The following is a 14,725-nucleotide window of genomic DNA, read 5'->3' as shown; positions in this document are numbered from 1 at the left end:
TCATCGAAACAACTTTTTCAACTTTGCTTTGGTTGCACGCCAGTGTGTTAACGGCACCTGTGGCGCTAGGCTAAGCAAATGCAGGTATTGTTCATGGCTCATGGTCACTTCTCCGCCATGAGCAAGAATGACACTCGTAGGCTTTAATTGCTCAATCCTTTGCAGCGAATTACGGTACCGGCTGGGGTAGAAAATAGGAAAAGGTGGAATATACTTATCTTTTACTTTCACCGCTAAATCAGCCACATAGACTTTGCGTGTCGGCGTGTGAAAGAGTGAAATATCTCTGTCGGTGTGGCCGTGAGTTTCAATTACCGTCCAATCTTCGAATCCCGGTATTACGTCTTGGTGACTCAGCCAATGGTCCGCGTTGATCTTTGGCATATACCAAATGTGCTGCCTTGGCTTTTTCATCCGCTTTGCCACCCACAAAGTCAACAATATGTCGCTTAAATACATCAGCCAGCCATCAACACCACTGTACCACTGCCCCTGTGCAACACCTGAAATGATTTTACAGCCAAAGCGCTGTTGCAGCGTGTTCGCAGCCCCAGCATGATCTGGGTGCATATGAGTCACTACCACGGCTTTTAGCTGCTCCATCGGCCGCCTAAGCTCATTGCGAATGTAGTGCTCGATACCAGCAACATCGGCCTTACAACAGCCATCAAGCAGCAGGATTTTATCTTCATAAACGGCAAAGTAAATCGACTGGATATAGCCTGGTATTTGGTGGATTTTCATATTTATGTGAGATACATCCTGTTGAGTTTGAAGTGTAAAACGCTAGGTTTAAATCAAGCCAAATATTTGGCAAATACAGTGTTTAATTCGACTCATCAACCCTGTCTAGGGCGTCAGCTATTTCTCAAACAAAGTTCTAATCGCTCTCGCCAATGTGGCCTTGAACGACTTTTTAACCGAGCACCAGACCACGCTAATATCCTTACAATTTCATCTGTTGACTGTTGCAATGCTACCTCCAAAGGAACAATGCCATAAGCATTTTCAGCATTAACATCAGCACCATTTTCAATTAGAAACAGAACCATGGGAAAATCTGAATTGTTAATAGCAGAAATGAGGGCAGAACCATATTTTGTGTCTTGGTAATTGATGTTTCCACCACAAGCAATACGCTCCTTTAACAACTCGAGGTTGCAGCCTCGAGCTGCAAAAATTACTTTCTGGTCCAACGAAAATGACATTACCTTTGACTCGAATATACTAAGAATCTAATCAACCCGAACGACCACAGTCCGACCGATAAAGTCATGAAGAGCACGACGTTTCTCATTGAACAGCATAGTTACAAACTCTGATAAGCCCCACAATGCGGTCAATAAGCTAAAGCCCACAATCGCAACTGTGAAACCAGTTGATACCGCTCCTGAAAGACCGATTGAAATAGCAATCGCAAGGATAAACAGAACCCAAGTGACGTTCAAAAATAAATTCACTGATTCTCTGCGCAAAGCTTGTTTAAGGGTAATACGAGTTTCAGTGTCATGGTTGAGTACCTTCACCCCCATCGCCATTTTACCCAGCGTTTGGCCAAAAAAACCGTGCATTAAAATCGCATAAATGGCTAATTGCACACCATTTAATGCCTGCAAAAACCTATCTTGCGAATCAAATTCTACGCCTAGTAATTTGCATTCGATGTAAAGCACTATCACGAAGAAGAAGCCATCTATGCAAGCAGCCCAGAAGCGTCGCCAAAACGTAGAATATCTTGTTACTTTAATATGCTTTTGTACTTGTTCAACATGTTGCGCAACTTGCTCTGGATCATTAAGTAAAGACATGACTTCCTCATATCTTTCTGGATAAGCATCCTTATCGAGGTGTTCCAAAACATCGAGAAGTTCTGTGCGAGAATAGCTAGAAAAGTTCGGCATTACGTCCATTAAATGTTACTTCCTTCAACACAAACCTGTGTAAATACGGCCTTTAAGTGGCTCTTTTTATTCACTAAAGAGTAACGTGTGCACACTAAAAAGGCCATCAAAACGAGAAAGCTTGTATACAGAAACTTACTTTCTAAGTGCCTATTTCCCCGTATTTCAGCGCATTATTCAGCGAATAAACAACCGATAAAAAAGCTCATGGATACGTTTTGTGTAAGGAGGGTAAAGCAACTTACCGCCGTTTAAGGCACCGAGTTTATGCACTGCTTTGGCTTTGGAAAACGTTTGGAAACCTTCATAGCCATGGTAGTGCCCCATTCCCGACTCACCGATGCCGCCAAACGGTAAATCCGCCTGCGCTAAATGGGTCATGGTGTTGTTGATGCATACGCCGCCTGAGTGCGTGGTGTACAGCACTTGCTGTTGCTCACATTTACGATTGCTAAATAGGTATAGCGCCAACGGACGCGGTCGCGCATTGACAAAATCAATGGCTTTTTCGAGCGTGTGATAAGGAATAATCGGCAATAAGGGGCCAAATATCTCCTCGGTCATAATGCGCACGTCTATAGGCACATTTTCTATCAATACAGGGGGCATTTTGCGCGTATTTTTCAAAGGACTCATTGGCTGGATTAACTGAGGTACATTTGGCACCGCTGAGTTTGGCGCCGGCCAAAAGCCCCTGCAAACGTTGGAGCTGCGCGTCATTGATAATAGCGCCATAGTCTGGATTGTCTTGTACGCGAGGATACATGCGGGCAAAGGCATTTTTATACGCTTCGACAAACTCATGCATCTTATGCACTGGGCATAGCACGTAATCGGGTGCCACGCAGGTTTGCCCAGCATTTAACGACTTACCAAAGCAAATGCGCTCTGCAGCCATATCTAAGTCGACATGGTCGGTGATGATCACCGGCGACTTACCGCCCAGTTCCAGCGTCACGGGGGTGAGGTTATCCGCCGCCGCTTTCATCACCCGCTTGCCAACCGCCGTTGAGCCGGTAAAAAACAGATGATCAAATGGTAAAGTTGTAAACGCCGTTGAAATTTCAACGGCCCCCATCGTCACAGCCACTTTGCGCTCAGAAAACACCTTGGCCAATAAGGACTGCAAACACTGATTAAAGTGTGGCGTATGCTCAGACAACTTGAGCAATACGCTATTTCCCGCTGTTACCGCGGCTATAAGCGGGCTTAAGCTCAAAAACAAAGGGTAGTTCCACGGTACCATCACCCCCACCACACCCAATGGCTGGTAAATCACCTTGTTGCTCGCCGGTAAAAAGACCAAGGGCGTTTTGCGCTTGCTCGGTTTAGTCCATTTACGGATGTTACGCAGCGCATTATCTATGGTTTCTACGAAAGTCAGTAACTCAGCCAAACGAGTATCATCGCCACTGCGATGACTAAAGTCTGCGCTAATAGCGTCAATTATGTCGTTTTGGTGCGCCAAAATAACCTGTTTCAGATGCTTTAGCTGGTCAATACGCTCATCGATCGGCGGGTAAGGATTACTGTCAAAATTAGCGCGCTGAGCATCGTACAAAGCGTGCAAGTGGGCTACGGATGTGTCGTGTTGTAACGTGGGAGTGTCTGTTTGCATCAGTGCTTTGTTCATCATCTTTAGGGTAAAAAGAGCAAGTCAAACGCTCAGGGGACGTTTGACTCGCTCAGCTCAGGTTCCGTATTACTTGGTTTGCGCCAACAAATAGTTCGCTACAGCAAGACGTGTTTGTTCGTCGAGATAGTTTTGTGGCGGCATTTCTGGGTAGTCTTCACGCTTTTTGGTTGGGTTAGCGATGAAATCCGCAATCCCTTGTGGGTTATCCATATACAGCGCCTGAATAATTTGCACCGGTGGGCCAATCATGCGCCCTGTGTAAGTATGGCAGCCAGCACACACACCGTTGTATACCACTTTGCCGCGCTCTGAGGGGTCAATGACGCGTGGTGCCACTGGCTCATCAAGCAAATAGGTAATGATAGTGTGCGTATTAGTGAAGTCACATTCGGCCCATGAATTTACGCCCACCGTGACATAGCGATGGCGGTTAATGATACAGCTATCATTCGACTTACCCACACGGACGATGTCCGGCTGGCCTTGTTTTAGCTCAGTTAGCATCAAGGCTTTAACTTCATCTATGGTGTCGTAGCCGTTGTGGTACATCATGTTGTTTAAGATTTTAATGCCATCTGGATTGGGGTCAGATTCTGGATCAGTGGTTACACCCGGTGCGTTGGCGTAATCCGTAATAAGAATACCCGTGGTTTTATTGTCTTTTATCAGGTTGTTCTCAACCACCACGTCATCGGACGCCATAATCAAGATGCCCGTACCCGATGGAATGCTCGCCACCATAGAGCCCGGTGCGCCGAAGTTCACGTGGTTATTATCGTAAATAAAGTTATTGCGAATGATCACATCGTAGGTGGTTTTGATAGGTAAACCTGGGGTGATAAACGCCAAGATACCGCCAGCGTTGTTATACACATTGTTGTTTTCAACAATGGCGTGACGTGAGTTTTCAATTTCAATCCCCGCCACATTCTCAAACACATCATTGTGAGCAACATGAATGTTATCACTCATACCGACGTAAATTGCGGCATCTTCAATGCCTGAGATCACGTTGTATTCAACAATGCCATTCTTGCCAAGCTGAGGAAATATGCCGTAAACGCCTGTATCTTCGATAATGTTGTTGCGAATCTCGAAGTTATTGCCCGCTTGGCCCATTACCCCATTCCCCTTGTATCGGGTGATCAGGAAGTTCTCAACGACAAAGTTATTACCCGAATACAAAAATGCGTCGTTGAGCACGCCTTTGCCATCGAGTGTGGCGCGTTTGCCATCTTTAATCACACCAATAATGCGAATATCGTCTTTATCGATATAGACGGTTTCATGGTAAGTGCCCGGCATTACTTGAATGGTGTCACCGGGTTTGGCCGCTTGTACCGCCGCCATGATACTTCCCCCATCATTAACAACATGAATTTCGCCCACTTCAGTGCGCTGTTGTACCGCTGATTTCTTGGTTGAAGCGTGCAGCTCCGCATCTTTAGATTGATCGTACCCGCCGCCGTAACTGGCGCCACCTGCACTATTGGTGATCACCGGTGCCGCGTTTTGACTATTGCCGTAATACACCCCTGCGGCAAAGGCGCCTGCTACCAGCAGCACACCGATTACTTTTTTAGTCGCCATAGTTTTCTCCGCATTATCAATTTAATGTCATTTTTGGTTATTGTTTTAAGTGCTTGGCAAACACGACGCGTGTTATTGCATTGCACGGCTTTTGGCATACTTTTCATCAACCACTGCCAACCCAGAGGGCACTTGCTTAGGGATAGGTGGCGTTAAGCTTTCATCTGTTAGTGCACCCATAAACTCCACCAGCAACTGCATTTCTTCATCGGTTAAATTAGGTTCTGAAATATGCCAATGCAGCAGTAAATCTTGGTCTTCGGGCACCGCATTGCCGCGACCGTCGTTATAAAACTTCACCGTGTCGAGGAGGTTGTCGTAACGACCAGAGTGCATATAAGGTGCTGATTTAGTGATATTTCTAAGCGTTGGCACTTTAAACCCGCCACGCAATTTTGGGGCGTTGTAGGTTTTCTCTGCGCCAATATCAAATGGCCGACCCTCTGGCTCTGGCGCGCCAATTACGGCCACTTGATTGTTGGTAAACAGCGGCGGTTGATGGCACTCAGCACAACGGGCTACGAATGAACGAAACACATTCATGCCAGCAATTTCGCGAGGTGTCAGCGCCTCATGATAACCATGGGCGTATTGGTCGTAGCGACTATTGAGTGAAATAAGTGAGGTTTGAAACGCCGTCAGCGCGGTGTATACCTGCGGCAATTGAATATCATTACTTTGCGCAAAGTCATCGGCAAAGGCCTGTGCGAACAGGCTGGTATATTGCTCATTACCACGCAATGTAGCCAACAATTGCTCTGGCGTGTTGCCCATTTCTTTAGGGTCAAACAATGGGCCGATGGCTTGCTCTTCCAAGGTTTTTGCGCGTGCATCCCAAAAGAACTTATCTAAAAACGCCACATTCCAAAGCGTGGGTGCTGAGCGCGCTACCTTGTCACCCGTGACGCCAACACTGCGGTCTTCGCCATCACTAAAACCTTTGTCCGGTTGGTGGCAACTGGCACAGGACAAGGAGCCGTCTTTGGATAAAATCGGGTCAAAAAACAGATACCGACCTAAATCGATTTGTGCGGGGGTAAAACCATCGCGATGGGGCGGTAAATTCGTTTTGGTGCCGCCCAAGCCTTTGTTTTGCACTGAATTGTAAAATTGATACTGGGTGAGTAGTTTGCATACCCCAGTGTCGGTCAACTCGAAACTCGGTGGGCAGCGCTGTGATAAGGAAAAGCGTTCATCATCAACGTGTGCTGACGATAACATTACGTGCTCATCGACGTCATATAGCTCTGGGTCCGGTGGCATAATCCCAAGCGCCTGCACTGCACAGTAAGAGCTAACCAACGCAATGCTCACAGTGAATGACAGCGCCCACTTTTTCATCGCCAATTACTCCTGTACCGCGATGTAATGCAAGATGTCGTCAAGCTCTTTGCCTGAGGTCGTTTTGGCCATCATCGCCATTTGCCGACCGTATTTATCTTCGCTGTGTGTACCGCGCAAGCCATTGGCAAAGTTGTGCATTTGTCTTTTCAGATAATCAATATCTTGGCCAGCGAGACGTGGGGCATTAAAAGCCTCATTACCCTGCGCTTGGCCACCATGACAGGCGCCGCATTTACCTTGGTAGTAACGGCTGCCATTGGTTAAATCACCCTGCGTTTGTTGCGCTACATTCAGGGGAGTGAGATTGGCCAAATAGGCAACGAGCACTGGGATGTCTTTGTCTTTATCCAAAGCCTTTGTCATCGCCTGCATCTGCTGGCCTAGCGTGTCTTGTGAGTCACTGCCACGTATACCGGAGTGAAAGTTAAGTAACTGACGCGCCAGATAGGTTTGCGAAAGCCCCGCAATGGCTGGCGCATTAAGCGAGTGATTCCCTTCACCCGATGCACCGTGACACGCAGCACATTGCTGATACTGCTCTGGTGTTTGAGTGGACTGAGCACAAGCGATTGAAGAAGCAAACACGCTGAAAAATAATACTGACCTTACGCTAATGACTGCCCTCATTAGTGCAAGAAAATGGGTGTAATATTGGCGTGTTGAACACAGGAAACATCGCATAGCAAAGCACACTCACAAGTTACGGTGACCCCACTATAAAAAGCGCGCTTGAAAATAGCTGACGAATTCCAAAAAAAGTCTGACGAATTCTAAAAATTGCGTAACGCATTCCTTGAAATACAAAAATTAACACTATAATTCAATAAGTTAAAATAACTGAATGGCACAGCAGTTTGGCGTTAAAAAAGCAAAAATGTGCCTACTATTTATTCAATACGCACGTAAGCAGCCAAATATTTACCCGTAAAAACCGCGGCAAATAGTCACATTATCAACAAGTGCGTTGGGGGATGAGTTGTCTATAAGGCGTTTGCAAAGGTTGAGGAGCCACAGCCTTTAGCCTACACCTTGCCCCTGACAAAACTGATCAAAGCATCTTTCATTTCACCGGCGGTTGGCACCACCCAATTGATGCCGCTGTAGGTTAGCTCACTGTTCGGCAATTGCCGATAACTCGCCTCTGCTGTGGCGCCGACAAGAATATCCAAAGGCACACGTTCATCCGCCAAGTTCAATCGTTCAGATTCCCATACATCAATAGAACCAATAAGGGCATCAATTTCGGCGTAGAGGTACCCATCTAATCTGACATACACCACAGGTTGCACAACGGCACTCAGCTCGCCGGTAACCGCAAAGCCTTCACTCACATTCCATGATGGGTGAACACTAAGGTCAATATTGCCATCCAGCTCGGCGCCAACCGTCACGGCAATGCGCCCACCGCCTCTGAGCACCACAATGCGCGCCGATAAACCGAGTTCCAATTCACCCGCGACACCAGCTTGGGCATCCATGTGTAAACGGGCGTTGCCATCCACACGCGTTGCTTGGGGATTATCAAACTCGTAGTACACATCAAGGCCAACATCGGTGAGGATCAAAGGACTGGTGTGCACATAGGCATTCAGCTCGCCTTTTAAATCCAGCGCCACATCGGCAACACCGGCGCTCAAAAGCGGAATATTTACGTCGAATCCGGGGCGACTTGCTTCGGGCACATCTAAATCGGGTGTTTGTTCATCGCTGAGGATTTCTATGTCTTCGGTTACTTCTATGCCGCCACGAATGCTGATACTGCCTTCTCTGTCGAACGTCACACCGGCACTGGCTTCAAGCCAAGGGGTGAGCTGCAAACTGATGTCGCCACTGCCGAAGAACACCAAGTCTTCGGTGGCTTGCCCTTCAATCGGTTCGCCATTTTCATCAAGGGCCTGATTGGTCACTCCTAAATTCACAGTGCCGGTGGCAATGTCACGCTCAAATTCCGCTTCCAAACCTGCGGTGAAAATACCGTCTTGGATTTCCCCTGTGAGTGTGGTGCTGTTGAGACCAGGTATACGCGCGGTATCAATTTCGGCTTCAATGGACGCACCTAAACTCCACGCTCCCGCTTCATTTTTGCTGATGTTGGTACCCAACGTCGCCGATTGCAAACCAGGAACCGCGCTGGTTAAGCCTACTTCGGCACCCAGGGAGAAGCCATCAGTCACAGAGTGCCTAAAGTTGAGCGTGCCGCTATCCAGCCAAGGATAGGTGAACTCGATATTGCCATTACCGCTAAGCACGTCCTCAGCCCAATTTACCGTCAATTGGGCGCTACTTACACCCGGAATAATGCCTTCCTCAACGCCTACATGACCGCCGAAACGCCATTGCTCATTTTCATAGCCCACTTCAAGTCGCGCCGGATTAAATAACTCGGATTCAAAATCAAAGTAGCCTGCGGCACTGAAGCCTTGCTCTTGGCCAACTGCCGCGGTGATTTCACCACTGCCGACGTTATCGATACCAAAGTTCACATTACCGTTTAATCCCCATCCAGCCCTTGCGCCATAGGAGGCCACCAGCGCACATTCGCTGATAGTAAAGGGCGCAGGCACGTTAATGTCTTCGGCGGTAAATTCTTTAAATGCACTGACATCACCGTTGGCCAGCGTTAGCCCTATTTGCGTACTGTCGCTGAAAAACGGCAGTGAGACGTTAATATACCCTGTGGCAACAACCCCCTGATCGCCATAGATTTCCACTTGATCCCATTCAACTGGGCTAAAGTATTTAGCTTTGAGGTTGTTGATTGTGGTGCGCACCGTATCAGGGAGTGCGCCGCCATAACGGGCGCCAATAAATCGACTCAGAGGCACATCGGTCGGTTCAGTCTCTTGAAACACCTTATTTCGTTGCGATACGTGAACGCGTAAATAGCCAAAATCGCTGCTGTCGGTGTCTTCTTCGGGGTCGGTTTTAAAATACTTATGAGTAATAACCAAAGGATCTAGCCAATAACGCTCGCCTTGCACCGCCGATGGCACGGCTTGCTCTTCGGTGGTGTTGCCTGTCCAGGTAAATTTCTTGCTCACCCCGCCACTTGGGCGTGAGAACACCCGCACTAAACCCGGCCCGCCAATTTTTGTTGGGTCTGCGGCGGTCACCGAATTAAGGTGCTCGCCCGCTTCTATTTCAGCCCTCGTCCAATAATCAGGGCGCGTCACAGACGGTGCACCAGAGCCAGTCACACCTTCAAAAACAAGGGTGAAGTTCTCTTTGATGTCATTAACGCTATCGCCGTAATCGGAGTCAGTAGCGCGAATAAAACCATTGATTTTACTCACGATATTATCGCGAATAATTCGACCCGATTCTTGATTTTTAGGCCCGTCCAACAATTCCATGTTCTCCATGTCATTGCCGAATGTGTCGTGCGGCCAATTGGCTAATTGCAATTCCACGATATGGTCAACATGGAAGAATTTTGGCGTGGCTCGCGTCCCCTTACCGCCCCATGTTGGGATCCTAAATTCGGATGCTAGGTTCTCCAGCGTGCCGCTGTAATAACGGTTCTGCCCACCCGAGTTTCGCACTTCAAAAACGTGGGTATTACCTTGTGGCATCTCCCCCGCGTTGGCGGTTCTGATTTTCTCTTCTAGTGCCGTTTGAATATTCGTGGCGCTGACTTGCGTGAGCCATTTTGTGCGCTGTGCGGGATCATTATCACCTGTGCGGTCAACGCGGCGTCCTCGCCCGCGTTTTATATAAGGAACGGCGCTGTAGCGAGCACCGCGATGATCTCGATTTTTAAAACGCGGGATGTTCAAATTTGCCCAAGTAATGGTGGGATCCGCAGCGTTACTTCTATCAACTAAGCCGGTATTTTTATTGCCGGCAACATCTGGGATCACCTCTTCCACCGTCTCGTCTTCGGCTTTTTGAATTTGCGGCGCACTCGGTGTATTCGAGGAGGCCGCCCCTTGTTGCACCACATGGGTCAACTCATGTGCTAACAGGTGTTTACCGCTTTGGCTATGGGGCGAATATTGCCCTTTGGCAAACACCACATGATTACCGTAGGTAAAAGCCTTTGCCCCCATGGATTGGGCCAAATCATGGGCGTTGGCATCGTTGTGAATGCGGGTATTGCTAAAGTCATAGCCCATGCGCGATTCAAAATAGTCGCGGTTATCCAGCGAGGTGCCACCACTTTGCAATGCTCGCACCCGCTGCGCTATACCATTACTTGGCTCAGGTGCCTGATTATCATTTTCTTTAGACGCCACACTCGCACTATTACCCTTGTGGCCCATCGAACGTGCGCTCAGCGCATGAATAGCGTCTTTGCGCGCCCCTGATAGCACTTGATTGGCGATGTTGTCGGCTTCTCGTTCGTAAGGGTCAGAATCGTGCGCTGTAGATGCTTTGGCTTGTGCACCACTGACCAGCGTTTTTTTGTCTTCTTCGTCATCGGCCTTCTTTCGCTGCACTGGCGCATCGAGTTCTTCTTCCGGTTTAGTCTTTTTGCATTGAATAGTTCCCGCATTTTTGTTCGCTGCAACAATGGCATTGACCGCATCGCTTTGTTTGCGCGCAGGGTCCGCGCTGCGCTGGCGGCCTATGGTTGGGGTTTTATCTGTGGTGGTGTTGGCGTGGGTTAAGTGGCTCATGGCGCGCACCACTTTTCTTTAGGCAATAAAAAAGCGAGCCATCTGCTGCCCCGCTCTATACATTGCGACTTTGAATCACAATACTTGTTCAAGGGTGTTGAACCCTCTACCGACTCTGTTCTATACGTGTTTAAACTAGCTCGAAACCATGTCCGTACTTGTCCAACACAACCCATTACCGGTATGCCTGCACCAACAGGTCTGGCGCGAAATAAAAGTGTAGTCCAACAACCTAAAATTTGCGCGCACAAAGGGCGAGTTTGATGCAAAAAAAACCACTTTTTTTGATTCAGTGTATTCATCTCTCACCCTCCACTTACCTGCTTATTTTCGATTATTGCGAAGAACCAACAACTTAAGAATTTCTGAGCGCACAATGTGTTGGCAGTTCAGCATCATGTTGTCGGCAATTAGGTATTGATAGCGCTCTTCGTAATTTGCATTCAGTGCTTCAAAACGCACACCTGTGGTACAACCGGTTGCGTAATTTTTATCTATGGTGGCCATCATGCCCAGATAGCCATAGACGCGAATGGCTTCCACCTCGGTTTTACTGGTCCAATTGAAGCGTTGCACACTGATATGGTTTTGCGACAACGACAGATGATTGCAATTACCCACATAAATACCACCGCGTCGGTGCACAATAAGTGGTGGTACGCGCACATTAATGCTGTTGTTTTCAATCACCACGCGGCCTGCAACATAACGGCGCTTATCGGTTTTATCACCAACACCGACATGAATGCCCTCTTGCACACCATCAAACGTATTATTAATGATGCGCACTTCTTTGGCGACGCGCCCACCACAAATGATGCCTTTAAATGCTACCGATGGGTTTTGCAGCTTAAGTTCATCGAACCATTTCAAAAAAGCCACATTATTTAAACGAAATCGGCTATCAAACAGCGCTTTATCGGCGACTGATTTAGCCAAATAAAGCAGCTCATTATTCGTTTTTACGGTTTTTTCGCCGGCTGCGAGTGTCAATTGCTCGCGCCAAATATTCGCGGCAACCGGCGAATCTATCATGATCCGACGCTGCCCTAGCGTGCGCATTTGAATGTCTTTTTGCGCTCGGGTGGGCGCTTGTTCAAAATTACGCACTGTGCCTTTATTGATCAGGTATTTTCTCGCCTGTGCCGCCAAACGCCGGTCTTTCAGCTGATTATTAATGCTCAGCGATTTAGGCTTGGCGGTGGTGACAACGTGGTTATTATCGACATGTGTTCGACTTAAATTCAGCAATAACATGGCCACTTGGCGATGACCCACGGCAAAATGCGAGTCCTCAATCATGGCTTTGCCACTGCTACTGCCTGAGTGGGTGATAGTCAAACAGGTGGCCGCGGTGTTAATACCCGATGCGCATTTGAGGGTCATGTCCTCAATGCTTACATTGGCGCAGTCACTGCACGTTACAGCGCCATTAAGGTGGGTGATATGTTTATCGTGGGTGTTGGCCACCTTGCCCTCAACAAACATAGCCCGCATAGCAACGCTGGCACAATTATCAAAAATCAACGCAGCTTCATGATTTTTAGACCAAATATGGGTGCCTTTAGCAGCGCCGCTCAAGGTTAAATGGCCCTTGCCTTTGACAACCACAGGCTCAGTCAAGGGGTAGTCGCCCTCACGAAAACAAATACGCGCATCCTGGCCTTTACCTATTTCGTTAAACACCTTTTCCCACCCTTTGCGCGGGAATACCGTGAAGGTGGCGCAGCCATCGGCTTCGCGTTTACACAGCTCATTGAGTGCGTCTTGCACACTGTGAATATCTGGGGTGCTAAGTGACGTACAGAGGTATTCGTTCTTCTCTAGCGGCAGTGTTGTGGCGTTGTGATTGCACAAAAGCGCATCGAGGATAGCTTTAACTTTAGTGGTGCTGCCAGCATCTGGAAAATCGTTTACAAGGGCTTCTGCCAATAAGCTGCGCACACTGTGCTGTTGCGCATCGCCACAAGGCGGCACTGCATAGCACACGTTAGCCGCATTAATGTCGGTCAGGGCAGGAAACAAGAACGACTGGCACAGCTGCTGCTCTGGCATAAACCCAGTGATGATGCTCTCGCCGTCCACTTCTTCCACACGCACCGTGCCAAGCGTCCAATAGTGATGCACAATGCCATCAGGCAAGGCCTCGGTTATGATCTGTGATTGGTCGTTATGAATGGTTTCTCGCACCTCGCCTAACCAATAATCCCCCGCCACAGCGATGGGATCATCGAGGTCAATAACAAGCTTAATTTTCTCTAAATTGAATCTGGTCTGCGCGCCAATTTCCACATAACAATGTGTGGTGTCACTGAGCCCAGTGCTCAGTTCATTGCCCCTGTCGTACCCTTCATCAAGAAGCCACTGCGTGCCATTAAAGCTAAAACGGGCGAAGCCATCCCAGCGACGCACGAGATCTCTGCCCGGCGCCTCTTCGGGTTTAAAGCCGTCTGTCAAAATGCCACGTTCAGCGCTAAAACCCGCCATCAAATGATGACCTAAGTGTTTTTCGCTGCGCATGTGCTGATCAGGCAAATCGCTGGCACCGCGAAAGAATTCATACGCCCACAGACTTGATTTAAAACCGATGGGGTTTTGCGACACTTCATAGGCTTCGGCGCCATTCTCGCTCGACCATTTTATTGTTAAACCAACAACTTTGGGGTTATCGGTGTCGCCATTCCATTGCACCTCGTGCACTTCCACACGAAACAGAAAATTGCCTATGTCTTCGGGGATATTAAGCTCTTCTGAGCAGGGATCGCAGGGATCATTGAGGGTCTGCCCCTGACGAATCGATAAACTGACTCTCTGGTTGCCTATCGCCGGATTAAGTCGCTCATTTTCTTCAATATCCTCGCGCGAAAAATCCGTGCTACATGCTTTAACTTGGGCCATCACTTGCGTGCGAGTGCAGGTGTCTGCGCCTCTGAGCGCAAAGTCCAACAAACTAGCGTCTTCCAGATGGGTAACCGCTCGCTCCCACACATCGACATACAACCTGTGCTCACCCGCACTCAGTGCAGGTACTGCGGGAAAATCATGTTGCTGGTCAAAGGTAAAAGTCGGCGCTTGATGAGCGTCGGCGCGCACCTCGGCACCGATACCATCCACATAAACTTGCCCCCACTGCAGTTCATAGGTGTCGGGCGAGGTTTGTCGTACTAAGCCTTGGTCTTTGGGAATACCGCTGCCAATAACATCCACCAAGGCGTCTGCCAATCTGCTTTTTACGATGTCGTTAAGTTCGTTCCAGTCAGCATCAGTAATCATCCGGCCCATTTGTTGATAAACGCCGGAATAACCTTGGTTTGCTTTAAAACTTCGACGTGATATTTGTGTTTTCATATTCGTTCCATGTCTTAAAGGGTTTCAGGAAGACGACTGAGGTGCTGATCTGGGATCACAACTGCGTCATATCCCACGGGCAGATAGTCTTTGAGTTTTTCCTGCACAGCATCAAAACGCAGGCTAAGTTGCAGAAAATGGTATGCACCCGGTTCGGTGCTGTCTTCTGCGCGGTATTTCACGTCATCGTCAGTGGCGGGGTGAATAACACCACACCCTGCTTCGCCAAATTTTTCGCTAAAGAAAATGGGTCGTTGACGCTGATTAGCAAAGTGTTTGACCAAGTC

The 14,725-nt window shown here is 48.3% G+C and carries 11 protein-coding genes; all 11 read right to left on the bottom strand.

Going from position 1 to position 14,725, the window contains the following annotated elements:
• The 11 genes from ACH19P_RS18685 to ACH19P_RS18635 all read right to left on the bottom strand — a co-directional run bounded on the left by ACH19P_RS18685 (nucleotide 1) and on the right by ACH19P_RS18635 (nucleotide 14,722).
• Nucleotides 1–744, bottom strand: coding sequence for an MBL fold metallo-hydrolase (locus tag ACH19P_RS18685; RefSeq protein WP_462160144.1), 744 nt, complete (start codon nucleotides 742–744; stop codon nucleotides 1–3).
• 113 nt (nucleotides 745–857) lie between these two features.
• Nucleotides 858–1,196 (bottom strand): ankyrin repeat domain-containing protein, encoded by a 339-nt coding sequence (locus tag ACH19P_RS18680; protein WP_462160143.1) that lies wholly within the window; start codon nucleotides 1,194–1,196, stop codon nucleotides 858–860.
• A gap of 39 nt (nucleotides 1,197–1,235) precedes the next feature.
• Nucleotides 1,236–1,808 (bottom strand): RDD family protein, encoded by a 573-nt coding sequence (locus ACH19P_RS18675; RefSeq protein ID WP_462160142.1) that lies wholly within the window; start codon nucleotides 1,806–1,808, stop codon nucleotides 1,236–1,238.
• Nucleotides 1,809–2,078: 270 nt separating this feature from the next.
• The gene (locus tag ACH19P_RS18670; RefSeq protein ID WP_462160140.1) at nucleotides 2,079–2,465 is read right to left on the bottom strand and encodes an aldehyde dehydrogenase family protein; all 387 of its coding nucleotides are present in this window, start codon (nucleotides 2,463–2,465) and stop codon (nucleotides 2,079–2,081) included.
• A complete protein-coding gene (locus tag ACH19P_RS18665) occupies nucleotides 2,398–3,537 on the bottom strand; it encodes an aldehyde dehydrogenase family protein (RefSeq protein WP_462160139.1) in 1,140 nt (379 codons plus the stop codon). The genes ACH19P_RS18670 and ACH19P_RS18665 overlap by 68 nt, the downstream gene beginning before the upstream one ends.
• A gap of 66 nt (nucleotides 3,538–3,603) precedes the next feature.
• Nucleotides 3,604–5,127, bottom strand: a complete 1,524-nt coding sequence (locus ACH19P_RS18660) for a parallel beta-helix domain-containing protein (protein ID WP_462160138.1) — start codon at nucleotides 5,125–5,127, stop codon at nucleotides 3,604–3,606.
• A 72-nt stretch (nucleotides 5,128–5,199) separates the two neighbouring features.
• On the bottom strand, nucleotides 5,200–6,468 hold the full coding sequence (locus ACH19P_RS18655; RefSeq protein ID WP_462160137.1) for a cytochrome-c peroxidase: 1,269 nt from the start codon (nucleotides 6,466–6,468) through the stop codon (nucleotides 5,200–5,202).
• Between the two features lie 6 nt (nucleotides 6,469–6,474).
• The gene (locus tag ACH19P_RS18650; protein ID WP_462160136.1) at nucleotides 6,475–7,056 is read right to left on the bottom strand and encodes a c-type cytochrome; all 582 of its coding nucleotides are present in this window, start codon (nucleotides 7,054–7,056) and stop codon (nucleotides 6,475–6,477) included.
• A gap of 437 nt (nucleotides 7,057–7,493) precedes the next feature.
• Complete coding sequence (locus ACH19P_RS18645; RefSeq protein ID WP_462160135.1) at nucleotides 7,494–11,090, bottom strand: eCIS core domain-containing protein; 3,597 nt, start codon at nucleotides 11,088–11,090, stop codon at nucleotides 7,494–7,496.
• A gap of 324 nt (nucleotides 11,091–11,414) precedes the next feature.
• Nucleotides 11,415–14,438: a DUF6519 domain-containing protein gene (locus ACH19P_RS18640; RefSeq protein ID WP_462160134.1), complete on the bottom strand. Its 3,024-nt coding sequence runs from the start codon at nucleotides 14,436–14,438 to the stop codon at nucleotides 11,415–11,417.
• A 14-nt stretch (nucleotides 14,439–14,452) separates the two neighbouring features.
• Nucleotides 14,453–14,722: a hypothetical protein gene (locus tag ACH19P_RS18635; protein ID WP_462160133.1), complete on the bottom strand. Its 270-nt coding sequence runs from the start codon at nucleotides 14,720–14,722 to the stop codon at nucleotides 14,453–14,455.
• Between the last annotated feature and the right edge of the window lie 3 nt (nucleotides 14,723–14,725).

The organism is Pseudoalteromonas sp. GB56, from assembly GCF_054923835.1.
The sequence above is the reverse complement of the archived record's forward strand: the minus strand, read 5'-3'. Positions and strand labels throughout refer to the sequence as shown.